Origin of the sequence: Tannerella forsythia (assembly GCF_001006485.1) — a bacterium.
Taxonomy (GTDB): Bacteria; Bacteroidota; Bacteroidia; order Bacteroidales; family Tannerellaceae; genus Tannerella; species Tannerella forsythia.
The window spans coordinates 1-25,536 of sequence record NZ_JUET01000083.1 but is presented as its reverse complement, the minus strand read 5'-3'; the positions used below and the strand labels follow the sequence as shown (position 1 = coordinate 25,536).

18 protein-coding genes are annotated in these 25,536 nt (G+C 48.6%); 6 read left to right on the top strand and 12 right to left on the bottom strand.

Features of this window, described 5'->3' with window-relative positions; genetic code table 11:
• Positions 1-3: 3 nt before the first annotated feature.
• Both hutU and Tanf_RS08545 read right to left on the bottom strand, forming a co-directional pair.
• Positions 4-1,992, bottom strand: coding sequence for a urocanate hydratase (hutU, locus tag Tanf_RS08550; RefSeq protein WP_046825561.1), 1,989 nt, complete (start codon positions 1,990-1,992; stop codon positions 4-6).
• A gap of 115 nt (positions 1,993-2,107) precedes the next feature.
• Positions 2,108-3,514 (bottom strand): Gfo/Idh/MocA family protein, encoded by a 1,407-nt coding sequence (locus Tanf_RS08545; protein WP_046825560.1) that lies wholly within the window; start codon positions 3,512-3,514, stop codon positions 2,108-2,110.
• Between the two features lie 275 nt (positions 3,515-3,789).
• Between Tanf_RS08545 and Tanf_RS08540 the strand changes: the two genes are divergently transcribed.
• Positions 3,790-5,226 carry an arylsulfatase gene (locus Tanf_RS08540; protein WP_046825559.1) on the top strand — a complete coding sequence of 479 codons (1,437 nt, stop codon included), beginning with the start codon at positions 3,790-3,792 and terminating at the stop codon, positions 5,224-5,226.
• 97 nt (positions 5,227-5,323) lie between these two features.
• A complete protein-coding gene (locus Tanf_RS08535; protein WP_014224196.1) occupies positions 5,324-5,713 on the top strand; it encodes a DUF6249 domain-containing protein in 390 nt (129 codons plus the stop codon).
• A gap of 464 nt (positions 5,714-6,177) precedes the next feature.
• On the opposite strand, the gene aroB is transcribed toward Tanf_RS08535, so the two are convergent.
• Together aroB and alaS are read right to left on the bottom strand one after the other, a co-directional pair.
• Entirely contained in the window at positions 6,178-7,233 is a 1,056-nt protein-coding gene (gene aroB / locus Tanf_RS08530; protein ID WP_046825558.1) for a 3-dehydroquinate synthase, read from the bottom strand.
• 3 nt (positions 7,234-7,236) lie between these two features.
• Complete coding sequence (gene alaS / locus Tanf_RS08525) at positions 7,237-9,867, bottom strand: alanine--tRNA ligase (protein ID WP_046825557.1); 2,631 nt, start codon at positions 9,865-9,867, stop codon at positions 7,237-7,239.
• A 98-nt stretch (positions 9,868-9,965) separates the two neighbouring features.
• Between alaS and Tanf_RS08520 the strand changes: the two genes are divergently transcribed.
• Genes Tanf_RS08520 through Tanf_RS08510 form a run of 3 tightly spaced genes read left to right on the top strand, consistent with a single transcriptional unit; the run spans position 9,966 to position 12,322 of the window.
• Positions 9,966-10,949, top strand: coding sequence for a M23 family metallopeptidase (locus tag Tanf_RS08520; RefSeq protein WP_014224191.1), 984 nt, complete (start codon positions 9,966-9,968; stop codon positions 10,947-10,949).
• Between the two features lie 7 nt (positions 10,950-10,956).
• Complete coding sequence (locus Tanf_RS08515; RefSeq protein WP_014224190.1) at positions 10,957-11,319, top strand: MerR family transcriptional regulator; 363 nt, start codon at positions 10,957-10,959, stop codon at positions 11,317-11,319.
• 4 nt (positions 11,320-11,323) lie between these two features.
• Positions 11,324-12,322, top strand: coding sequence for a calcium/sodium antiporter (locus Tanf_RS08510; RefSeq protein WP_087879746.1), 999 nt, complete (start codon positions 11,324-11,326; stop codon positions 12,320-12,322).
• Between the two features lie 1,063 nt (positions 12,323-13,385).
• Here Tanf_RS08510 and Tanf_RS08500 read toward each other — a convergent pair.
• The 8 genes from Tanf_RS08500 to Tanf_RS08465 form a co-directional block, all read right to left on the bottom strand.
• Positions 13,386-15,641: a RelA/SpoT family protein gene (locus tag Tanf_RS08500; RefSeq protein WP_046825555.1), complete on the bottom strand. Its 2,256-nt coding sequence runs from the start codon at positions 15,639-15,641 to the stop codon at positions 13,386-13,388.
• A gap of 13 nt (positions 15,642-15,654) precedes the next feature.
• A complete protein-coding gene (locus tag Tanf_RS08495) occupies positions 15,655-17,250 on the bottom strand; it encodes a lytic transglycosylase domain-containing protein (protein ID WP_052449057.1) in 1,596 nt (531 codons plus the stop codon).
• Between the two features lie 4 nt (positions 17,251-17,254).
• A complete protein-coding gene (locus Tanf_RS08490; protein ID WP_046825554.1) occupies positions 17,255-17,953 on the bottom strand; it encodes a DUF5683 domain-containing protein in 699 nt (232 codons plus the stop codon).
• Positions 17,954-17,973: 20 nt separating this feature from the next.
• Positions 17,974-18,876 (bottom strand): ParB/RepB/Spo0J family partition protein, encoded by a 903-nt coding sequence (locus tag Tanf_RS08485; protein WP_014224182.1) that lies wholly within the window; start codon positions 18,874-18,876, stop codon positions 17,974-17,976.
• Positions 18,877-18,879: 3 nt separating this feature from the next.
• On the bottom strand, positions 18,880-19,644 hold the full coding sequence (locus Tanf_RS08480) for a ParA family protein (protein ID WP_014224181.1): 765 nt from the start codon (positions 19,642-19,644) through the stop codon (positions 18,880-18,882).
• A gap of 287 nt (positions 19,645-19,931) precedes the next feature.
• The gene (locus Tanf_RS08475; RefSeq protein WP_014224179.1) at positions 19,932-20,948 is read right to left on the bottom strand and encodes a S41 family peptidase; all 1,017 of its coding nucleotides are present in this window, start codon (positions 20,946-20,948) and stop codon (positions 19,932-19,934) included.
• 3 nt (positions 20,949-20,951) lie between these two features.
• Positions 20,952-21,785 carry a DUF3316 domain-containing protein gene (locus Tanf_RS08470; protein ID WP_014224178.1) on the bottom strand — a complete coding sequence of 278 codons (834 nt, stop codon included), beginning with the start codon at positions 21,783-21,785 and terminating at the stop codon, positions 20,952-20,954.
• Between the two features lie 20 nt (positions 21,786-21,805).
• Entirely contained in the window at positions 21,806-24,490 is a 2,685-nt protein-coding gene (locus tag Tanf_RS08465) for a DNA gyrase/topoisomerase IV subunit A (RefSeq protein ID WP_046825603.1), read from the bottom strand.
• Between the two features lie 139 nt (positions 24,491-24,629).
• Between Tanf_RS08465 and Tanf_RS08460 the strand changes: the two genes are divergently transcribed.
• The gene (locus Tanf_RS08460) at positions 24,630-24,869 is read left to right on the top strand and encodes a hypothetical protein (RefSeq protein ID WP_014224176.1); all 240 of its coding nucleotides are present in this window, start codon (positions 24,630-24,632) and stop codon (positions 24,867-24,869) included.
• Positions 24,870-25,536 lie beyond the last annotated feature (667 nt).

Sequence of the window (25,536 nt, the reverse complement as noted above, 5' to 3'; positions counted from 1 at the left end):
TTATTACTCCTGTTTGAGTATGCGCTTTATCAACTCCTCATTCACCAGATACGGTTCCGTGATATGATACCCGTCGGCATGCGACCGGTTAAATTCGGCGACGGTACTCATGGCGTTCGCGTTGCGTGCCCACGAGCGGCGGGCTACACCTCCCATCACGTCCCAGAGCATGGACGAACGCAGAATCTGATCGACGCGTTCGCTGCCGTCGCACACCATGCCGAAGCCTCCGTTGATGGCTTTGCCGATGCCCACGCCTCCTCCGTTATGCAGCGCTACGAGGCTCATCCCGCGGGCGCAGTTGCCGGCGAAGCACTGTACGGCCATGTCGGCCATCACATTACTACCGTCCTTGATGTTCGAGGTCTCGCGGAAGGGGGAGTCGGTGCCGCTCACGTCATGATGGTCGCGGCCGAGCATAACGGGGCCGATCTCGCCCTTGCGTACCATCTCGTTAAACTTCAGTGCGATGGTCATCCGTCCTACGGCATCCTGATAGAGGATACGCGCTTGTGTGCCTACCACTAACCGGTTCTTCTCGGCGTCGCGAATCCAAATCCAGTTGTCCATATCCTGTCCGCGGCGGTGAGGATCGATGCACTCCATGGCGGCACAGTCGGTCTTGATCAGGTCTTCGTGTTTGCCGCTGAGGCAGACCCAGCGGAAGGGGCCGTAGCCGTAGTCGAACAGTTCGGGCCCCATGATGTCTTCGACGTATGACGGCCAGATGAACCCGTCTTTGTCGTCGATGCCGTTTTTCGAGATCTCTTTCACGCCGCTGTCGTAGATGGCTTTCATAAATGAGTTGCCATAGTCGAAGAAGTAGGTGCCGCGGGCTACAAGCTCTTTCACGACGTTGAAATGGCGTCGGAGCGAGGCGTCGACGAGCGTATGGAATTTCTCACGGTCTTCTTTGAGCAGTCGCGTGCGTTCTTCGAACGAGATGCCGGCTGGACAATATCCTCCGCTGTAGGGTTCGTGGCAGGACGTCTGGTCGCTCAGCAGTTCGATATGGATGTTCTTCTCCACCGCATATTCGAGCAGGTCGACCACGTTTCCGTGATAAGCGATGGAGAGTGGTTCACGGCGTTTCATGGCATCGTGCGCCCATTCGAACGCTTCGCCGGCATGGGGTGTGATGCGTTGCACCCATCCTTGCGAGTGGCGCGTTTCGATACGCGAATAATCAACTTCGGCTACGATCGATGCGGCACCGGCAATGTCGGCGGCTTTCGGCTGTGCGCCGCTCATGCCGCCCAATCCGGACGAGACGAAGAGATGTCCGCGCAGGTCACCGTCCTGCGGTACGCCCAGCTTCATGCGTCCGGCGTTAAGCAGGGTGTTGAACGTGCCGTGCACAATCCCTTGCGGACCGATGTACATCCATCCGCCGGCCGTCATCTGACCGTAGTTGGCGACACCCATCTGTGCGGCGATCTCCCAGTCGGCGAGGTTATCGAACTGTCCGATCATCATCGAGTTGGTAATGATCACGCGCGGTGCGTCGGGCTTGGAGCGGAATAAGCCGAGCGGATGCCCGCTCTCGATTACGAGTGTTTGGTCTTGCGTAAGCTCTTCCAGATACTTCATGATCAGACGGTACTGCATCCAGTTCTGGCATACCTGTCCCGTTTCGCCGTATGTAACCAGCTCGTATGGGTAGAGGGCGATATCGAAACAGAGGTTGTTATTGATCATCACCTGAAAAGCTTTGCCTTCGATGCACTTTCCTCGGTATGCGTCGATGGGCTTGGCTTTCAGGTCGCCCTCGGGGCGGTAGCGGTAACCGTAGATTTTTCCACGCGTTTTCAGCTCGTCTAAAAATTCGGGAGCAAGTGTCTCATGCAGTTCGCACGGAATATAGCGCAGGGCGTTTTTTAGCGCGGTTTCGGTTTGTGCCGGAGAGAGGCGGAAACCGCGATCAGGGGCACGGCGTATGCCTTCCCGAAACTTCGGATACGAAGGCAACGTGCTTTCAAGGGAGATTTTCATATTCGATTATCTATTGTTTCATCTTCTTCTATTGTTGGGGGCGCAAGTTAGAAAGAAAAAAGGAGAAACATGATTTTATTTCTTTTTTTCGGATATCGGATACGCCCCGACCGGTTTATAAGGCAAAAGCTGGTTGGCGATGAATCCACTGCCCGCGTGTGAAGTCGGGGAAGTCTACCACCGCTCCTCCACGTGCAATCGACATTTCCGACAGCCCCGAAATGGCGCTCCATGCGGCCGCGTCGTAGCAGTCCATCGGCGTCGGTTTCTTGTTGCGGATCGCATCGATAAAGTCATACATCATGATGTAGTCCATCCCGCCGTGACCGGCTTCTTTGGCCTTCAATTCGAGGGTGCTCCACAACTTGTGGTCGTATTTCTTAAACCAGTCATCCGACGCATCCCAGCGATGAGGCTTCGACTGTCCTTCGACATAGACATGGTTGCCGTCGTTCATCCACAGCCCTCGCGTGCCCTGAATGCGGAAGCCAAGCGAATAGGGGCGGGGCAGGTTGGTGTCGTGCGTGACGATGACGGTCTGCCCGTTGGCGCATTTAATCATCGAGGTGACGATATCGCCGAGGTTAAAGTGAATCTTCGCATACGGGTGGTTTGCTCCGCCTTTGTCTACGACGAAGTTGTGTAACCCGCGCGACTGGGTGGCCATCGAAGTGAGTGACAGGAAGCGGTTGCCCCGGTTTATATTCAGGCAGTTGGCCACCGGTCCGATGCCGTGTGTGGGATAGATGTCGCCGTTACGGGTGACGGAGTGCTGTGTGCGCCATTGCGCTTCGGCGTAGGCCGTGGGACCCATCCGCAGCTCGCCGCCTTCCTGATAGGTGTAATGTATGCCGTCGTTGAACTTGACATCGCGCAGATCGTGCTGATAGCCGCATGTGCCGTGTATCATCTCGCCGAACAGACCCTCGCGCACCATCCGTAGCGCGGCCATCACGTCGCGGCGATAGCATACGTTTTCGAGGATATTCAGGTGTGAGCCCGTCGCTTCAGAAACATTGACGAGGTCCCAGCATTCTTCGACCGTATTGGCGGCCGATACTTCGACACCGACGTATGGCACACCGGCCTTCATCGCCGCGACAGCCATCGGCACGTGCCATTCCCACGGACTGGCAATGATCACGCAGTCGAACTCCTCATTATTCAGCATCTTCTCAAACTCGCGCTCGCCGCCGGTGTACACCTTCGGCTCGGGTACGTTGAACTTGGCGATATGCTTCAACGTCTTCTCCAACGGTCCTTTTTGTATGTCGCAGATGGCTACGATCTTGTTGCCCTGTATGCCTAACACATTGTTGATGTGTTCCTGGCAGCGCGAACCGGTACCGATAAAGCCGAAGCGTAGCATGCCGTCCGACTTGCCTGCCGGTTTCTTCTTTTGCTGTGCCGCTTCGCCCGGCTGATTTACTGCGGCCATGGCCTGATCGGTCACAGCCAGTCCTGCGGCACCGATACCGGCAGCCGTTACTTTCTTCAAAAAATTGCGTCGAGTATTTTCCATATCGAAATTGTTTAGTGATTATAATGTTCTATTTTGTCGCCAAAGGTACGATATATTTTTGGCAAAGCTGCTGTCTGCCCTATGCTTCTTTTTGCGGCCGAGACTACGTGTGAATTTAGTATAACCGTCATGTTCCTTTGATTGTTATACGGTTCTGTAAAAGGGCGAACAGGGCTTGTTTTTTCGGATGGCAGATAAGATCATGATTTTTTTTGTATGTTTGCCATTGATTCGCATTATTCGCAGAACGAGTTATACATACAAACGGAAACATCATGAGACATCCCGCAAAACCGGCTTTTTGGATTTCCGGATCACTGCTTTTAGTCGCAGGCCAAACAGCTACGGCGCAAAACATAAAATATCCGATGGATAGGCCGAATGTCGTTTTTATCATTGCTGATGATTTAGGGTACGGCGATTTGAGTTGTTACGGACAGGAAAAGTTCCGGACACCCGAGATCGACCGTGTGGCGCTGCATGGCATGCGTTTCACACAATGTTATTCCGGCACAACGGTCAGCGCCCCTTCACGTGCCAGTCTGCTCACCGGCCTTCATACGGGACATACGTGTGTGAGAGGGAACAAGGAAGTAAAGCCTGAAGGGCAATTTCCGTTGCCACATGGCACGAATACTTTCTTTAAACTGTTCAAGGAGGCCGGCTATACAACCGGAGCCTTTGGGAAATGGGGCTTAGGATCGCCCGGGTCGGAGGGGGATCCGAACCGACAATACGTCGATGAGTTCTGGGGATACAACTGCCAACTGCTGGCGCATAATTATTATCCCGATCATATCTGGCACAATGGCCGGCGCATCGAATTTCCCGACAACGAGAACGGTGCGTTCGGTACGTATGCGCAAGACCTGATTCACGAGAAATGCCTTGTTTTTCTCGACGAACATCACCGTACGCCGTTCTTCCTTTTCGTGCCTTGTGTGCTGCCTCATGCCGAGCTGCTTGTACCCGAAGACAGTATCCTCCGTACGTTCAGCGGAATGTATCCGGAGAAGCCTTATCGCGGCATCGACGACGGGCCGACATTCCGTAAGGGCGGTTACTGCTCTCAGGCTTATCCGCGCGCCACTTTCGCCGCCATGGTCTGCCGTTTCGATAGATATGTCGGGCAGATTGTGCAAAAACTGAAAGAGCTGGGAGTGTATGATAACACGTTGATCATCATCACCAGCGATAACGGGCCGCATCAGGAAGGAGGCGCCGATCCGGACTTCTTCAACAGTAACGGCATCTTTCGAGGCTATAAACGCGACCTCTACGAAGGAGGTATTCGTGTGCCGATGATCGTTGCATGGAAAGGACATGTGGCTGAGGGAACGAGTAACGACCTCGTATGTGCTTTCTGGGACTGGATGCCTACCTTTGCCGAACTGACGGGAACTCGAAACGTGCAGACCGACGGTATCAGCATACTGCCTGCAATCACCGGTAAAGGAAAGCAAACAAACCGCGATTATCTGTATTTCGAATTTCTGGAACTGGGCGGACGGCAAGCTGTTCGTAAAGGTGATTGGAAGCTGATCCGGCAGAATATCCGCAAAGACGGAGGCGTTTACGAATTATACAACATCTCCTCCGATCCGTCGGAAAATCAAAATGTTATTACTGACTATCCGCAAAAAGCCGATGAGTTACGGGTGCTTATGGAACAGTCGCATGTTGACGATCCGAACTGGTCGCTTTTCAACTGACGGAAAAAAGAGAAGGGCCGTTTATTGAGTGTAACTTTTTTTCGAGACGTACGTCAAAAGGGTAAACAAATTACTTACCATTTAAAATTTTAACAATATGTCAGAATTAGTACCTATTTTTGTTGTATGGATCGTATTTTATTATACGTATAAGTTGATCGGATTGTATGCCCGGCGGAAAGAACGGTTGTTGATGATTGAGAAAATGAATGCCGTGGGAGATGTGGGAATTGATGACAAAGAGTTATTTGCACATTCATTTACGGCATTACGTGTCGGTTGTCTGTTGATCGGAGTCGGAATAGGGTTGTTGATCGGAGTCATAATCCAGACGATGCTTGTCAGCGCCGGATACGATATGAACCAGTGGGCTGATCGTAAACTGTTTGAAATATCGCTCACGGCATGCGTATTGCTCTTCGGAGGACTCGGGTTGTTAGTATCCTATCCTCTCGAACGCAAGTTTTTCCCTCCCCAAAAGGACTAAAAAAGTGTTTCAGGTACGGATGCTTAACTCTTTGTGATTCATCTGTAACACATCTGCTTAAACGTAGTCTGATCTATCCGAAATTATGGATGTTCGCTAAAACTTTTTGAAGGATAAAAATTAAGGCTGGATTCCTCGCTTGGAATTCAGCCCTTTTAGTTATCTTTCCTCTATAAAACCGAAAAGAGAATCCCGCTCATACAGCTAAAAAGTGCAATTACAGATTATTGATCGACGCTGTGAGTTATCCGCCAAACTTCAAATCAAAAATTTACAACAGGAAGAATTGCGGATAATCATTTTTAGCTAAATACCAAGAAGCCTTCGTGTACGCTCGTTACGCCTGCCGAAAGCTATACCGTTTCCATTCCCAAAGGCGTCTGCGAAGAACTTCAAAACAAATTGTTATGACCGTATCCGAAACGATGCCTTCCTTTTCAGAAACATAAGAAATATCCGACTTTCTACCTCCCCATTGTTTCGCGGTAGAAGTCGAGCGATTCGAAAACATGCTTCTTATCTACCTCCTGATCGATACGGATATCGCCGACCCCTTCCAGCAACGCAAAGCGGATACGTCCTCCTTCGTTCTTCTTATCGTGGGTCATCCGCTCGTATAAGGCTTCGTAATCGTGGCAGTCGAAAGCGAGCGAGGGGTATCCGCTACGGATCAGATTCACCGTCCGCCGCAAGACCTCGACAGGCATGGCGCACTGTTTATGCGACAGATACAATTCGCAAACCATCCCGGCGGCTACCGCATGACCATGGAGGATCGGGTGATGCTTTGCAAAGAACAAACTCTCGAGTGCATGGCCGACGGTATGGCCGAAATTAAGCGCTTTACGGATTCCCTGTTCTTTGGGGTCTTCACTGACAATGCGTTCTTTAACGGCTACCGAAGTCTCAACCAACGCGTGCAGCGGTTCTATGTCGATCTGTCTCCCCTCGATCTCGAACGCGAGAAGGCTGTTCAGATGGTTCTCATCGCTGATCAATCCGTGCTTAAGCATCTCGGCAAAGCCGGAGAGGATATTGTCACGGTCGAGCGAACGCAGGAAGACCGTATTGATCAGCACCGCATCAGGCGGGTAGAATGCTCCGATCTCGTTCTTCAGTCCGTTGTAGTTAATGCCCGTTTTTCCGCCCACAGCCGCATCGACGGCGGCCATAAGCGTCGTAGGGATATTGAGCGTATGCAGTCCGCGTTTGAACGTCGCCCCCGCGAACCCGCCGAGGTCGGTCACCATCCCACCGCCGAGATTTATCAGCAGAGAATGGCGGGATGCTCCGCTTTGCGAGAGGATCGTCCAAATTCGGGCAACCTGTTCGATGTCTTTATGCGTATCTCCGGCCTCGATCGTGATGACCTCCGCCTGCCTGAGCGTCTGCACGGGCTGCAGAAGCGGCAGACAAGCATTACGCGTATTCGTATCGGTCAGGATATACGTCCGGTCGTATTTATGCGACGCAAGATACGATGTCAGTTCCCCGGCAATATCTTTTGTGATAAGCACCATCGTTTATTTCAAACCGGCTTCTTCAAGGATGGTTTCTACGGCTGCGTTCAAACCGTCTTTCTTTTTGCCGCCGGCCGTGGCGAAATGCGGCTGTCCGCCGCCACCGCCCCGAATGTGTTTGGCGCCGCTTTTAACGAGTCGTGAAGCATCCCATCCGTCGGCCACGAGTGCATCGCTGAGTGCGACAATCAGTCCGCACTTATCATGGTCTTCAATGCCCGCGATGAAACATGCCCGTTCGTCCTTAGGATTTTCTCCTTTGATCTGGAATGCAATATCTTTAAAGATATCGAGGTTCCCTTCGCCGTTGAAAACAAACAGCTTGACGCCATTCCGCTCGATAGCGTGCGAAAGGATTCGTTGCTTGATCGAAGCCGCCTTTTCTTTCATATATTCGCCCAGCTGCTTCTTCAGTTCGCTGTTCTCCTCGATCGACTTGCGGATGGTCACGGCAAGGTTCGGCACATTATTGAACATGGCACGCAACTCGCGGATGGCATCCTGCGCAAGATAGAACTGCGTCTCGGCACTCTCGGCCGTCACCGCTTCGATACGGCGTACTCCGGCCGCGATCGAACTCTCGTTCACGATGTACATCGAACCGATCATCCCGGTCTTCGGTATATGCGTACCGCCACACAATTCAACGGACGATCCGTAACGGACTACACGCACTTCGTCGCCATATTTCTCACCGAAGAGCGCCATTGCGCCCATCGCTTTAGCCTCCGCGATCGGGATATCGCGATATTCCTGCAGTGGCAAATCTTCACGTATCTTCCGGTTGACCACCCTTTCGACCTTGCGGATTTCCTCATCTGTCAGTTTCCGGAAGTGGGAGAAATCGAAACGCAACGATTCGGGCGACACGTATGATCCTTTCTGTTCGACGTGCGTACCCAGCACCTCGCGCAACGCTTCGTGCAGCAGATGCGTAGCCGAATGGTTGCATTCGCAACGGATACGCATCTGCTTGTTGATTTGAGCGGTGAACGTACCGGACACCTTGTTCGGCAACTTCCGAGCCAGATGTACGGGTAAGTTGTTTTCGCGTTTGGTATCGATAATCTCCGTTTTTTCGCCATCCGGAGCAATCAGCCAGCCGCAGTCGCCTACCTGTCCTCCCATCTCCGCATAGAAAGGGGTTTTGTCGAGTACGATCTGATACAGTTCCTTATTTTTTTGTTTTACTTTCCGGTAGCGCAGAATCTCCGCATCGCATCCGAAATGATCATACCCCACGAAATCGGTTTCACCATCGCGGAGCACGATCCAATCGCCGGTTTCGATTGCAGCGGCATTGCGCGCCCGCTCTTTTTGTTTCTGCATCTCCGCATCAAAAGCCGCGGTATCGACGGTCATCCGATGTTCGCGCAAGATCAGTTCGGTGAGGTCAAGCGGGAAGCCGTAGGTATCGTAAAGCACAAACGCATGAGCGCCGTTCAGCATGTTTTGTCCGGCTGCTTTTGCTTCTTCTATTTTTTTGTCGAGCATTCTGATACCGGTTTCGAGTGTACGCAGGAATGCGTTTTCTTCTTCCCGGATCACTTTGCCGATCAGTTCCTGCTGAGCAATGAGTTCGGGGTATGCCGTCCCCATGGTGTCGATCAGTGCCGGAAGGAGCTTGTACATGAATGCTTCGCGCCGGTCGAGGAACGTATATCCGTAACGCACGGCACGCCGGAGTATACGGCGGATGACATAGCCGGCTTTGGCATTCGACGGCAGCTGCCCGTCGGTAATTGAGAAGGCGATGGTGCGGATATGGTCGGCGATGACACGCATCGCTACGTCTTTTTCCTTATCGGTTCCATAAGGTGTCGACGTCATATCGGCAATAGCTCGGATGATGGGCTGGAAGACGTCGGTGTCGTAGTTCGAGGTCTTTCCCTGCAAGGCCATGCAAAGCCGCTCAAAGCCCATACCCGTGTCGATCACATGGTTCGGGAGCGATTCGAGCGTGCCGTCGGCTTTGCGGTTATATTGCATGAATACGAGGTTCCATATCTCGATGACGAGCGGATGGTCTCGGTTGACGAGTGCAGCTCCGGGCGTTGCCCGGCGCTCGGCCTCGGGGCGCAGGTCGACATGGATTTCGGAGCAGGGGCCACACGGACCGGTATCGCCCATTTCCCAGAAGTTGTCGTGTTTGTTTCCTTCCAAGATATGGTCCTGTGGCAAAAACCGTTCCCAGTATTGTGCCGCTTCATTGTCGCGGTCGATGTTTTCGGACGGACTGCCTTCAAAGATCGTCACGTAGAGCCGTTCCGGATCGAGGTGCAAACAATCTACAAGATATTCCCATGCCCAAGCGATGATTTCTTTCTTGAAATAATCGCCGAACGACCAGTTTCCGAGCATCTCGAACATGGTATGATGATAGGTATCATGTCCCACCTCTTCCAAGTCGTTATGTTTCCCGCTGACGCGCAAACATTTTTGCGAATCCGCCACACGGGGATATTTAATCGGTACATTGCCGAGAATGATATCTTTGAATTGATTCATCCCGGCATTGGTAAACATCAGGGTCGGGTCGCCTTTGACCACCATAGGAGCCGAGGGTACGATGTGATGTCTTTTTGACGCAAAAAAAGACAGAAACGATTCGCGAATTTCCTTTGCTGTTAGCATATTAATCGAACAGGTGTGCTTGTAAAACCTTTAAAATATTTTGCAAAAATAGAGTAAAATCTTATATTTGCAACCTGATTCAAAGGAAGACTTTAAGAATGGGACTGTTTAAGTCGAAGAAAATATATTATTTGTACAATCCGGATACGTTAAACTATGAACGCGTATATCCTACGGCCAGGCAACGTTTTTTTTCCGTTGTCAGGCATTTGAGTATCGGGCTTTTCTTTGGCTTTGTCGTTTTCTTTATTTTCATCAGCACGTTCTCATCGCCCATGGAGTCTTTGTTGCAGAAGGAAAACAAACTGTTGCAAACACAATATGAGGTACTCGATCTGCAACTCACCGAAGCGTTGAAGGTGCTGGATGACATTCAACAACGGGACGAAAATTTGTACCGTGCCATTTTTCAGGCACACTCGATTCCCGAATCGGTTCGTAAGTCGGGGTTCGGTGGCACGAACCGGTACGAATATCTGACCAGTCTTTCCAACTCCGAGCTGGTAATTGAAACGACGACGAAGTTGGATATGCTAAAGAAACAACTTTATATCGAGTCCAATTCATTGGAAGAATTGATTGCCATGGGGAAAAAACTGGAAGAACGCAGTAGTTGCGTTCCGGCCATCCAGCCCGTATCGAATAAAGACCTCAAACGAACGGCCTCGGGCTACGGCATGCGCATCGATCCGATTTACCGTACGCTCCGCTTTCATTCCGGCATGGATTTTTCTGCACCTACCGGTACCGACATCTATGCTACCGGCAATGGTCAAGTCTCTTTTGTAGGCTGGCGACAGGGGTACGGCAATTGTGTGATCATCGACCACGGATACGGCTACAAAACGTTGTATGGTCATATGGAAAAATACTTTGTGCGTGTAGGGCAGAAAGTAACTCGCGGCGAGACGATCGGTACCGTGGGGAGTACTGGAAAATCGACCGGCCCTCATCTGCATTATGAGGTCCTGGTGAATAACAAGCCCGACAATCCTGCCAAATATTATTTCCAGGATCTGAGTCCCGAAGAATATGATCATATGCTTCAAATATCGGAGAATCACGGTCAGGTAATGGATTAACACTTCCATGGTTCCGAAACAGCAGAAAGTTGAAAAGTTCTATTTCTCGATCGGAGAAGTAGCACAATTATTTGGATTGAATGAATCGACCCTGCGATTTTGGGAAAAAGAATTTGATGAGATCTCTCCCCGGAAAACGAAAAAAGGAACACGTTACTATCGTCAGGAGGACATCGAGCAAATCCGGTTGATTTATCATCTGGTAAAAGAACGCGGCATGACGTTATCCGGAGCACGCCGCAAGCTGAAAGAGAACAGAGAAACGACGGTTCGCATCTTAGAAATATCGGACAGGCTTCACGGGGTACGTGCGGCTTTGGTTTCAATGATCGAAGCGCTGAACAAAGCAGAAAAAGCACAAAAAGAATAAGCAAATGATAAACAATGGCGTCTTGGCAGTAGGAATGGTTATTGCCGGTTTGATTTTAATTTTAATCGGGGCCAACGCTTTGACGGACGGAGCAGCCGCTGTGGCAAAGCGGTTTCGCATCTCGAATTTAGTGATCGGCCTGACGATTGTGGCTTTCGGCACTTCGGCGCCGGAGCTGGCCGTAAGCGTTGTTTCCGCCCTGAAGGGAAGTCCTGATCTGGCTATGGGCAATGTAGTAGGCAGTAATATTTTCAACACGCTCCTGATTGTAGGACTTACAGCAGCGATCGTTCCATTGGGCGTGCTTAAAAGCACGATTACGAAAGAGGTACCCTTATGTATTTTAGCATCAGTCGTACTGATGGTATCTGCCAATGACCTCTTGATCGATGGATCGACCGAAAATACCCTCAGCCGTTCCGACGGTGTGATTTTGCTCGGTTTCTTTCTGATATTTTTCGGATATACCTTTGCCATTGCCCGTAGTCATGCAGAAGGAGACGAGACGGAGGCGATAAAGGAAATGCCGATTGGGAAATCTGCGCTATTTATCGTTGCCGGACTGGTGGGGTTAATTTATGGCGGTCAGTTTTTTGTCGATGGCTCATCGCAGATTGCACGCAGCCTGGGTGTAAGCGAGTCGGTCATCGGACTGACATTGGTAGCCGGAGGCACCTCCTTACCGGAGTTAGCCACCTCGGTCGTAGCGGCATGGAAAAAGAATCCCCAGATGGCGATCGGGAATGTGGTCGGTTCGAACCTGTTCAATATCTTTCTGGTACTGGGTGTCAGCTCTTCGATTTACCCGCTGCGTGTACAAGGCATTACCTTTCTTGACTATGCCGTTATGCTCGGTTCGTGTATCATGTTGTTCATCTTCGGCCGGTTCTTTAAAAAGCAGATGATTACACGTTGGGAAGGCATCGTCATGGTGCTCTGTTTCCTCGTCTATATGACGTATTTGGTGATGAATGCTCTGGCAACGGAAGGCCCCACCATGTAAGGCTCTCTCTCCCCTTTTCGGCAGGCAAACGTGAGGGAGAGGGAGAGAAGGGCGCGCTTCCCGATCGGGCCTTTGCACATCATACGGGAGGCTGCCGAAATGGTGCATATCACCTCCGGAATGATACGGAATACCTTTATGATATTATATATCACCTCTGAGGCTAAACGGAACACCTCCGGAGGTGAAACGAAACCTTAAAAACAAGATACGGAACGTCAAAAAGGTGATACGGAACACCTCCTTAGGTGAAACGGATCACGAAACCGGTTAAACGGAACACCAAAAAGGAGAAACGGAACACGAATCCGGCTAAACGGAATGCCTCTGAGGCTAAACGGAACACCTCCGGAGGTGAAACGAAACCTTAAAAACAAGAAACGGAACGTCAAAAAGGTGATACGGAACACCTCCGGAGGCTAAACGGATCACGAATCCGGTTAAACGTATAACCCGTGCGGTTAAACGGAACATTAAACCCGGATTCCGCAATAGAAGAAATAAAAATGAATTTAATTCAGGCCTTCAGCCCTCCGCCGGGATATAAACATCGATACCCCACCCTTGCGGGATGGGGCTGAAATATGTCGGGCTTTCAGCCCTTGGGCCTCGGGCGAGCTAACCCCTTCGGGGCGTTGAGGTGTTGAGGTGTTGAGGTGTTGAGGTGTTGAGCTGTTGAGGTGTTGAATTGTTGAGGTGTTTAGCTGCCCGCTGTAAAAGCCCTGAAAGGGCGCGTTAATTCAGCCCAATGTGCAGCGAAGCGAAGCGTTGGGAAAAAAGGCGTCCCTCCCCCTCGGCGGAGGGCTGAAAGCCTGACGTAATTCAATTGTCAATGGTCAATGGTCAATGGTTATGCCGGGTACACGGTATCCGAACGCAAATTTCGCAAATGGCGCAAATCAACGCAAATAACCGCGTTTGTCATTCCGAACACCTCCTCTTGTCATTCCGAACGCAGTGAGGAATCTCACCCCGGAAAAGAAAGGAGATTCTTCGCTTACGCTCTGAATGACAAAGGATCGAACGCAGAGGAACATCCCCCCCCCAGTTTTTTATCCTTGTATTAATCCGCAATCCGAGTGATCGATTTGACATTCTTGACTTTCGAAAGGGTCACACACAGTTTCTGAATATCCTCCACATTGTGTACCATCATCTTGATTTTCCCTTCGAAGACCCCGTCTTTGGCTTCGATGGATAATTTCTGAATATACACATTGAAATCGTTCGAAATGGTTTTCGTAATCGTGTTCAGAACTCCGATAGAGTCGATTCCTTTGACTTCGAGGGTTGCTTCGAACGAGGTATTGATATGGTTGCTCCATACCGTGGAGAGAATCCGTTCGCCGAAACTGCTTTTCAGTCGTGTCGCAATCGGGCATGATATTTTGTGTACGACCACGCTCCCGTCATCATTGATAAATCCCAATGCTTCATCTCCGGGAATCGGTTTACAACAACTGGCTACGACATAGTTCCGATCGAATTTGTTTTCGCTGAGCACATACGCCTTTTTTCGGTCGTACTGCGCGATTTTTTTCTTACTGCTTTCGGGTTGAATCGGAAACTGTATTTCCTTCTTCTTCCCTACCCGAAGCGCCTGTTTCAGGTATTTGAAGAGTACATTGTCCGTCTTCTCCTGAATCAGTTTTTTGAGGTTGTCTGAAAGAGGCATATCATCTTTCTCAATCGCGTAGCAAAAATCTTCACGTGACGAAAATCCGTAATAGATCGCCACCTTGTCCATCCGTGAGGCGGTAGGCTCAATACCGGATTTTTTAAACGCTTCCAGCAGTTTACGTTCACCTTCTCTGACAGCTTCCCGACGTACGCGTTTGAGATAAGCTTCGATTTTTGTTCGCGCCTTGGCCGTCACGACATAGTTCAGCCATTCGGGAGCCGGCTTCTGCGAACGGGATGTCAGAATTTCCACTTGATCTCCGCTCGATAGCGGATGGCTCAATGGCACAAGCCGGTGATTCACCTTCGCTCCGATGCAACTATTTCCAATATTGGTATGCAGGGTATATGCAAAATCAAGCGCTGTCGATCCCTGAGGAAGGGTTTTGATATCTCCTTTCGGAGTAAAAACAAAAATTTCGGATGAAAAAAGATTCATCTTGACTGTATCCAGGAAGTCGAGCGAATTGGGATTCGGACTTTCCAGAATTTCGGTAATTGTAGCCAGCCATTTATCCAGCTCCGTATCTTCTTCGATGTGCTTTTCCTTGTACTTCCAGTGAGCCGCAAAGCCTTTCTCCGCAATGTCATCCATTCGGCGACTGCGAATCTGTATTTCGATCCATTGTCCGTCAGGCCCCATCACCGTTACATGAAGCGCCTGATAGCCATTTGATTTTGGTCTGCTTACCCAATCGCGGAGTCGGTCGGGACGAATACGGTAAACATCCGTAATGGCCGAATAGATATCCCAGCAAAGATTCTTTTCATCCACCCCCTCTTTAGGCTCGAAAATAATACGAACGGCAAAGAGATCGTAAATATCTTCGAAAGGGATATTCTTCGAGACCATCTTGTTCCAGATCGAATAGGCCGATTTGACACGGGCACGCATCTCATACGTCAGTCCCATAGCCTGCAACTTCTGATCTACCGGTTTGGCAAATTTCTCGAACAGACGCTGACGAGCTGCTTCGGTAGCTTTGAGCTTCTGGTTGATGGTTTCGTATTCCTGAGGATGTTCGTATTTGAAGCTAAGGTCTTCGAATTCTGTTTTGATCGCGAACAGTCCCAGCCGATGTGCTAATGGAGCATATAAAAACAGGGTTTCCCCGGCAATCTTATACTGCTTAGCCGGGAGCATGGAGCTAAGTGTTCGCATGTTGTGCAGGCGGTCGGCCATCTTGATCAGGATCACGCGGATGTCGCTGCTCATCGTGAGCAGCAATTTACGGAAGTTCTCGGCTTGAGCCGATGCTTGCTCATCGAAGATGACCCCGCTGATCTTGGTCAGACCATCCACGATCTGCGCAATTTTATCATCGAACATATTGCGAATGTCTTCGACCGTATATTCCGTATCTTCAACCACATCATGCAACAAGGCGGAACAAATCGAAGTAGAGCCAAGCCCCATTTCATTGCATACGATGCGAGCTACCGCCAGAGGGTGCATGATATAAGGTTCGCCCGAACGGCGTCTTACGCCCTTGTGTGCCTGATGGGCAAAATTAAAAGCTTTGGTGATACGTTCAATCTTCCGCCGGTGATTCGTATGAAAATAATCGTCGAGCAGGCGGTTGAATTCTTCTTGCACCATTTGCTCCTCCGCAACGAGCAGCTCTTCTTGTGTATTCATGTTTTTTCTTTTATCACCCTACCGGTATTTTTAAGATCTGACCGGCATGAATTGTTGAGTTTTTCAATCGGTTCGCTGATTGGATTTGTGTAACCGTGACTCCCGGATATTTCCGGGCAATCTTCATAAGAGAATCCCCGGACCTTACCTTATACGACACATATCCTTTCTGACTCTTCATTGACCTTTTCTGCGTTTGAGGCTTGGCGGTTGATGATGACGAAGCGGTCGTCTGAGAGCCCGTCGATACGGTTGCCGCCAAATTGCTGATTTCCTGCTGTGTTTCGGTTCCATAACGGACCCCTCCGTTATCAACGTGAATGACCAGCCGTTTTCCGTGTGGCACCCGATTAGATTTCAACCGATTCCATTTACGAATGTTTTGGGCGGTGACCCCATACCGATTCGCAATAATATAAAGATTTTCACCAGACTCTACGGTATGTTTGATGATTTCCTGCGTTGAATTAACCACTTCGTTTGCCGCAGCAGACGGTTCACCTCCCGACAAGTTATTTCCCAAAAGCTCTTCCGCTCGATGAAGATTGATCGTATCCTGGTGATCAAGATAAGCATACGTGGCCTGCACCGGTAGTTTCAGTACGGAAGGCCTGATGTTGCCCGGAATGATCTCGCGTTTATACTGTGGGTTAAAAGTCTTCAGAAGTTCCATGTCTACTTTCAGAAGATCGGAGACCTGCTGCAGGTGTAGCATTTTTCGAACCATGACCGTGTCTGAAGCAACAGATAGGCTCGTCTGCATCGGACAGAGGTTATGCTCGCAATGATACGTCATAATATACGTTGCAGCAATAAAAAGAGGCACGTAGGAGCGTGTTTCTTTCGGCAAATAAGGAAAGATATCCCAAAAATTCGTTCGTCCCCCGGCACGCCGGATCGCTTTGTTTACGTTACCGGGGCCACAATTATAGGATGCGAGCACCAAATGCCAGTCGCCGAAAGTTGCATACATATCTTTAAAGTAGCGACAAGCCGCATGTGTGGAAGCATAGGGGTCTAACCGCTCGTCAATCAAACTGTTGATTTCCAATCCATAAAGTTTCCCGGTGGGAAGCATAAACTGCCAGAGACCGGCGGCTCCGACCCTCGACAAAGCCCGTGGATTGAGTGCGCTCTCGACAACAGCCAGATATTTCAATTCGAGCGGTAAATGGTACTGATCTAAGATTTGTTCAAAAATCGGGAAATACAAATCCGCCATCCCCATCATGTATCGTACCAGATCGCGACGACGATCGGCATACAAGCTGATGCAGTTACGCACCACCGGATTATAATCGAGTGGAATGATACTGGGAATACGGGCTAAGCGGTCACGGTAAGTTTCATCGGCGAAATAAACGTTTTCATTGTCATCCAGACAATGCCTCTCCGTCTGTGAAAAATACTGGGCATGCCAGCTCTGAAGCAAGGTTTTCACATTTTCGTCCATTACTTCAGGTATCAGTCCGATAGCTTCATACGCCGAGTCAGTCGATAAAACGGAATAGCTTGTCATATCCGGACGGATACCGTTACGGTCGTCTTGGGCTGAAATAGCCGGCACCGCCAAACTGCCTATCCACAGAGCAAAAAAAATCTTCTTCATATCATTAAAATTTTATACTACAATTGAGTCCGTACAGTTGCGGACTGTAATTTGTACACGGTACCACAACAGGTTCGAGATGCAAAGACAGATCGCTCGATATATCGAAGTCGAACAATTGAGCATCAACATAAGAATCTGCAATACAAAGAAAATACCACGCAACAGTAAGAATAATACTCAAATCGCGATAACGACGGTAATAGTCTTTTCCGCTTTTCAGATTACTTCTGAAGTTCGCATTTGAGATATAATCTTTCGAATCTCTACCTGCCGGCACAAAATTCTGCCAGCTCGAATGCCACGTATCGGGTTTCGCCGGATTATCCGTGACGATATGCAGATAGGCTTCCGAATAGTCCCGATAGTTTTTGTTATTCCACGTCACGGCATAAATGAATCCCATGAATCCTCCATACACAAGAGGTAATTTCCAGTATTTCCGGTTATAAATCTGCCCCAATCCGGGGAAGATAGCCGAATAAACAACTGCTTTTTTCGGATTGGGTTTAAACGAAGCAGGTGTATGGCTCATGCTCACAGTGTCTGTCCCTATCCACGGCTTTATGGTTACGTTTGCCGGTATACGGATCGTATCTTCTGCTGCCGTGATCACTTCCTGCGCTTTTCCTTCCGCAGAAAAGCCTGTCCAACCCACGACACACAACCAAATACCGATCATTTTCCTACACCGATCCTTCATGAGAAGCCTTCCTCTTTGATTTATCTTTCTTTCATGCGGTCTAAAAGTCTCATGATATCTTCCAGTTCTCCTTCCGACTGGAACGGTATCGTGATCTTTCCTTTCCCATTTTCTTCGTTGTAGGTCAGCTTTACTTTCGTTTGAAAGAACGATGAAAGATGCTCCTTGAGGATTTTAAATTCTTCCGGCAAAATTTTGCGGGAAGGTTGTGGTGAGGTTGCTTCCTGAAGCTTCACGTCTTCTCCGGTCGAAGCATTTCGCGCCAGCTCTTCTACATTTCTGACCGATAATCCTTGTGTGATGATCTGTTCATAGAGCGCCAGCTGGACTTCGGGATCATCGATTGAAATCATGGCGCGTGCATGTCCCATATCAATGCGTTTATCTTTCAACCCGACTTGTATCTCTGCCGGAAGTTTCAAGAGGCGCAGGTAATTGGCAATCGTTGTTCGTTTTTTTCCGACACGTTCGCTCAGCTCTGCCTGTGTGAAGCCGTTCGAATCGATCAGTTTCTGATAAGCCAGTGCCGTTTCGATCGCATTTAAGTCTTCACGTTGTATGTTCTCGATCAGGGCGATTTCCGCGATATTTTCATCGGCTGCGGTTTTAATGTACGCCGGTATTTTTTCGAGTCCTGCTTTAACGGCTGCGCGATAACGGCGTTCACCGGCAATGATCAGGTATTTACCCGAGCCGGTATCTTTCAGAATAATCGGCTGAATGACGCCATAAGTACGGATAGACTGAGCAAGTTCGTTCAGCGTATCCTCCTCGAAGATCGAACGGGGTTGATCCGGATTCGGTTCAATCTGGGTCAGTTCAATTTCGCTGATCGATGAAGAGCCGCTCGTTGTCACTTCATCCGGTGGAGTAAGAAGGGCCTCCAGTCCGCGTCCCAATCTGTTTTTATTCGGTTTGGCCATCTGTTATTTGTTTTTTTCAATGATTTCCTGTGCCAGTTGCATATGATTGGTCGTCCCTTTCGAGTCCGCATCATAAAGCAAAATAGGACTTCCGAAGCTCGACGCTTCCACCAATTTCACATTCCTCTGAATGACCGTTTTGAATACCAAATCCTGGAACGGGCGTTTCACCTCTTCATAAATCTGGTTAGCCACCCTCAGGCGCGAGTCGTACATGGTAATCAGAAAACCTTCGATTTCCAACGCCGGATTTAGTTTCGACTTGATAATCTTAATCGTGTTCAGCAATTTGCTGATCCCTTCCAGCGCAAAATATTCACACTGAACGGGGATAATCACCGAGTCGGCAGCCGTAAGTGCATTCACCGTAATCAGCCCCAATGACGGAGAACAGTCGATCAAAATATAGTCGTATGCACTTTTTAATGGCTCGATGATCCGCTTTAAGATTTGCTCTCGCTGCTCCATATTCAGCATTTCGATTTCTGCCCCGACCAGATCGATATGTGACGGAAACACGTCCAATCCTTCCAATTCGGTCTTTACGATTGCCTTTTGCGGTTCTTCACCATTGATAAGACATTCGTAAAGAGAACAGTCCAGATTTTTGATATCAATACCTAATCCTGAAGAAGCGTTAGCCTGCGGGTCGGCATCGACTACCAGCACTTTCTTCTCTAAAGCCGCTAATGATGCAGACAGATTAATCGTCGTGGTGGTCTTCCCAACACCGCCTTTCTGATTTGCTAATGCGATAATTTTTCCCATAGTGTTTTTTTGTTTTTATTACAATCGCGCATATTTTATTACCGTTTTTATCCCTGCTATTGTAACTTGCAAAGGTATGGATTTTTTTTTATTTTCACTTTGCCGTTGTTTTGTCTTCTCGGGCCAGTCCGGTAAAATTCCTTTCAGATAATTAAAAAACAGGATATTGTAGGTTATGGTGGCGCCCTATGCCCTTCCTTGTCAGGATTACACGGAAGGCCATTCCAGAAAGCATCCAGACCCGGGGGCATACAACAGCCACACACAAAGGAGGATTTATAAACGACTCAATTCTTCTCTGTCTTTGAACCAATGTAACGAATGGCTTCTTCGATGATGGTATCTTTCCCTTTCTCCATATCTTCCTTTTTCATATCCACTTTGATGTCCGGATCGATGCCGTTTTCGGTATGTTGTTTGTCGGCATCGAGTATCGGAGAGGCTGAAAAGCGTACCGTCCATCCGTTAGGAAGTTCGGAGTGAAAGGGGAGTCCGCTTCCTCCTCCTGTCCGGTCTCCCATAATAGTCACCTGATCAAGGAGTCGCATTTTGTTCACGAAGTCGTTCGTCGCACTGTAGCTGTGCCGGTTTGTAAGCACCACGACCGGGCGCATCCAGCGAAGGTGGTTCGAGGGCTTCAGTTCGATCGGGTACGGTTCGGAAAAAGCGTCATGTGCAGGTCCCGTCTTATGGAGGATGTATCCCGCTACGATTTTCTTTTTCAGAAAGCGGGATGCAATGCGGTCGGAATTAGTCAGTGAGCCGCCACCGTTATCACGTACATCAATGATCAATCCTTTACATTTTCGGAAAGCAAAGAACACTTCGTCCAGATTCTTCTCTCCGACACTGTTCGAGAAACTTCCGTAGTATATATAGCCGATTTTCGTTTCCGGTAATTCCAGGTATTTCATCCCTCCGGCAATAGAATAACGGGTACCAAGGTAATTCTTTTGTATTTCCCGATTAAAGTTGGCCGGATAATCTTCGTACCAAGACCAGTAACGAGCGATATTAAACGGCGATACAAGGTTCGTATGTCCGTCTTTCAGTTCGGACAGCATGTTCCCCAACAAATCGAACAATTGGTATCGATCTATCGTATCCGTTACCTGAGGACTATACTTTCGATATACCTTTTTCCAGTCTACATCTTTATATTCGAAAAAACAATAATGCTCGTCCATAATGGTCCAGAGCGCTTCGAAGTTGGTACGCGCATCCATCGTATAATTATCAGCCTTCTCACAAGATGAAAACAGGATTACCACGAAGAATAAGAGACCTTTCAAATAATATTTCATCTCTCAATAATATGCGCTTTGATACAACTGCGTTTTTCGAAGACGCTTACCGCCCAACGAAATCCATTCCTTCACCATCCCGACCATGAAACTGTGTGACCCGTAATCTACTCGAATACCATTCACTTTCGTCTGATAAAGATCATTCAGATAGCCAAGACGAACCGTCCAGTTTCCGACAGGCAGATCGACGGTCAGGTAGTTGCGGAAGGCCCACTTATTGTGCAAAGAAAAGCATTGAATAACGCCATCCGAATTGCCGACACCGAATATCTCGTAATACGACTGTCCGTAATGCGGCGAGAAAAGCGCCCCTGCTATCGGGAGCGCCGTCTGGTAACGTACCGTCAACGGGTAATGGTGCAGACGGAAGGTATAAATGACTGCAGCGGAGAGACGCATATCCAGATCGACGTGTAATGCTGCCGGGTTGTTGCCGTTTTGCATATTATAAACAAAACCGAGCATGGCACCGGCCGCGCCTCCCGCCAGAATTTTCAGATCGGGAGTCGCACGGAAATGATAATGCAATCCGTAAGCATAATCGATGAACCCCGCATAAGTGCGGCTTGTTCCTGCAGGATGACTCACCGTCAACCCATCGAGGTGAAGTGTTTGCTGTCGAGAGATACGCGGACGTATCAGCTTCATCCGTTCGTTCAACACGTTTATCCCCCACCCATTATACTTAACGGCCGAGAGGTAGGTATTCTTGATCTTATATCCTCCGCAACCGATCAGTGTCGCCTCATTCACAGAGCGATGCGGCTCGTTAGCCTGTGCATGCAGTGCAAGGGTGAATACCGAAAAACAAAAAAAACAAACAGTCTTCTTCATACATTTATCGTTCTGTTTTTCTATACATCAAAGAGGTTCATCTGTTGTTCCTCACGTTCTTCCGGTTCTTCATCGTGCACGCTCACCGGTCTGTTGTCTTCCTCTTCAGGAGCAAAATGCATCGGTTCCAGTTCATTGACCGTCTCTATCTGATAGGTACTGATACGTTTCCCTCTCGCCTTGACACTCTTGACGCCGATAAACGATTCGGCATCGACTGTCAGCGGTTCACGGAAGCTGTCGTGCCCGCCGAAAAGCACTTCGATGCGGGGATACGCTTCGTCGGTAAGTAAATAGAGGCGGTGCTCCGGGTTCTCTCCCATCAAGTTTTGTCGCTTCCCGCCGGCATCAAGCTGAAAACGCTTGAGATAAACGTATTTCTGGTCGGCATCATAGAGCACGGCCGTCCATATCTTACGGCTGTCGTACCGTTCGATTAAAAGAACATTTTCTTCATAATGATTGCTCAGATCGAAGTCGGTCGTATAAAACTCACCGCTGCGGAGCACGACCAGAATCTGGTCATCGCTCTGAAATTCTCCTAGCTCTTCGCCACGCCCATCGTAATTGAGACGTAACACATCACGATCAAACCATACTTGACGGCCGCCAAGGGTAGAGCTACCTTTTTGCTTTAAAGTAATTTTATGGATCTCGGCTTTCGTCAAAAGATTTCCCATCGAGGCACGGCCTTTGATCAAAATCTCACTGAAATCTTTCTCAAAAACGAGGGTCTTCTGACGTAATTTGGGTTTAAGGACAATCTTTACCGTCTCGGCTTCTCCGTTTGGGTTGGCACTGAAATAAAGGATACGTGATCCTTCCACGCCCCTCGTTACCGTATATTCTTTATCGCGCGTGATGCCTGTAACGGCAAATCGTTTAATGAAGTTGCGCCCCATCTTTCCGTCACGGTAGATGACGTTGTAAATCGTACGGTTATCGTTCCGTTTAAAGACATTGACATAAATAACGCCTTTGCCGACAAAGATTTTGTCACTTACGCGTATGACCTTGTACGTGCCGTCTCGATAAAACAGAATGAGATCGTCGATGTCGGAACAATTGCAAACAAATTCGTCCTTTTTCAAGCTTGTACCGATAAATCCTTCATTGCGGTCAATATACAGCTTCTCATTGGCTTCAACGACTTTCGTCGCCTCGATTGTATCGAAGCTGCGGATTTCCGTACGTCGCGGATAGGCAGATCCGTATTTTTCCTTCAGTAACGAGAACCACGCGACGGTATGACCGACCATATTGGCCAGATGCTGCTCAACTTGCGCAAGGTCCTTCTTCAGCTGGGCGATTAGTTTTTCGTTTTTGTCAGCATTAAACTTCAGGATGCGTCCCATTTTGATCTCCATCAGTCGAAGGATATCGTCGGGCGTGACGTCACGGATCAGATCGGGCTTGAAAGGCTCCAGCCGTCGGTCGATATGTGCCACGGCCTTATCCATATCTTTTGCATTCTCAAACTCCGAATCTTTATAGATGCGTTCTTCGATAAAAATCTGTTCCAGCGAAGCGTAAAAGAGCGACTCAAGCAGTTCGCTTTTCTGAATTTCCAGTTCGCGGCGCAACAGGCTTAACGTCTGATCCGCCGAGTGGCGCAGCACTTCGCTGACCGACATGAAGCGCGGCTTGTTGTCTTCGACAACGCAACAGTTCAGATAAATGCTTTTTTCGCAGTCGGTAAAGGCATAAAGCGCATCGATCGTCTTGTCGGACGATACGCCCGGTGCTAAATGAATCAGAATCTCAACATCTTTGGCGGTATTGTCATCCACCTTGCGAATTTTGATTTTGCCCTTATCATTCGCCTTGATGACCGAATCAATTAGCGACCCGGTCGTGTGACCAAACGGAATTTCCGTAATCACGAGCGTTTTGTTATCGATCTTACCGATCTTCGCACGTACTTTGACCATGCCTCCTCGACTTCCGTCGTTATATTTCGAGACATCGATCAGCCCACCCGTCTGAAAGTCGGGATAGAGTTTGAACTCCTCCCCTCGCAAATGCGCAATCGAAGCGTCGATCAACTCATTAAAATTATGCGGTAGAATTTTAGACGAAAGTCCGACAGCAATGCCTTCGGCTCCCTGTGCAAGCAACAACGGGAATTTGATCGGTAAGCTAACCGGCTCTTTGTTACGACCGTCGTACGAGAGCTTCCAAAGAGTTGTTTTAGGGTTGAACACCGTCTCGAGAGCAAATTTGGAGAGACGTGCTTCGATATATCGCGGTGCGGCGGCGCTGTCGCCCGTCAGGATATTTCCCCAGTTCCCTTGACAATCGATCAATAAATCTTTTTGTCCCAGCTGCACCAAAGCATCTCCGATCGACGCATCGCCATGCGGGTGAAATTGCATCGTTTGCCCTACGACATTGGCCACTTTGTTGTAACGGCCGTCATCGATCCGTTTCATCGCATGCAGGATACGCCGTTGAACAGGCTTCAATCCATCGTTAATATGCGGTACGGCACGTTCAAGAATCACATATGAGGCATAGTCGAGAAACCAGCTCTGATACATCCCCGGCAGATGATGGACCGCATCACTTCCTCCCGGCACAGTATAGCCGGAGCGCGAAGGTAATACATCCCCTTCTTCTGCGATCTCTTCCGCCTCCGATGTTTCAGATATTTCATCGTCGGAATACGCATTTCCATTTGTCCGGACTTCTTCCCCGAACAGCATTTCTTCGTCTCGTTCTTGTTCAGTCTGATTTTCTCGTGCCATGTGCTCAAGCCTATTATGATTCGCGCCGTGCAAATGTACATGAAAAAGTTGGAACCGCAAATAAAGCCTTCTGCTCGTGTAGTTTCAACAAATAGAAATGCTTACTCCCGTTAAAGCTATCAAAGGGCAATGTGAAGAGCTAAAACAAAGAGACAAAGCCTTTAATGCCCTCTTCTCTACGGCTGTTTCAAAAGTTGGACAACCTATTGGGGCTTTCTTCAATTGGCTGAACGAAAAAACAAATATTCAAAGAGCGATGAAAGTAATATCTATCAACGGACTGTTAGTTCACATCTACGGAAAGTTGGCGATCGCTTTTTTGTACCTTATCTTTTAACGCTGGATTCGCATAATTAACAAATAAGTGCGTATGGCACGTTGTTCTCATGTAGAGATTTGATTGTGAGCTCAACTTTTTTATTAGACTGGTGTATAATCCAATGATTTTTTTGTAAGTTTGCAGCAGTGAATTTTTATTTAGTTTTCTTATGTAATTAATACCATATCTACTTATGCATGTGAATATAGACTCAACCTATCCTAACGAATATATCGATATTTATGATATTGATTTAAAGAAAAATAGCTTTCTTTATGGTGTTATTTCTACCCTTCGAAACACTTCATCTTCTGAGTCTTCCATTTGTTACATTTGGAATCCGTTGAAACAACGAATTATTTGGCTATCTAAAGGATGCATGGCGCTCTTATCTCAGAATCAGACAGCAGCATTAGAGAATCAGACAGCAGCATTAGATGATCTACTATGCCTGTATCCGAAAGAAGATCTTTTAAGAATCAAGAGATATGAAGAGTCTGCATTTAGATTTATCTTGAGTAATTACGGAAACCGGTTCTTCGACTTCAATTGTAGAAGTAATATTCAAGTATTCTTTAATGGCTTTTGGCGATGCTGCGAACGAATAGTTTCTATACTCTCAATTCAGGAAGGTCAAGTGCACACCGTATTGTGTCGACTATTACCGTCATCCCATAAATTGAGT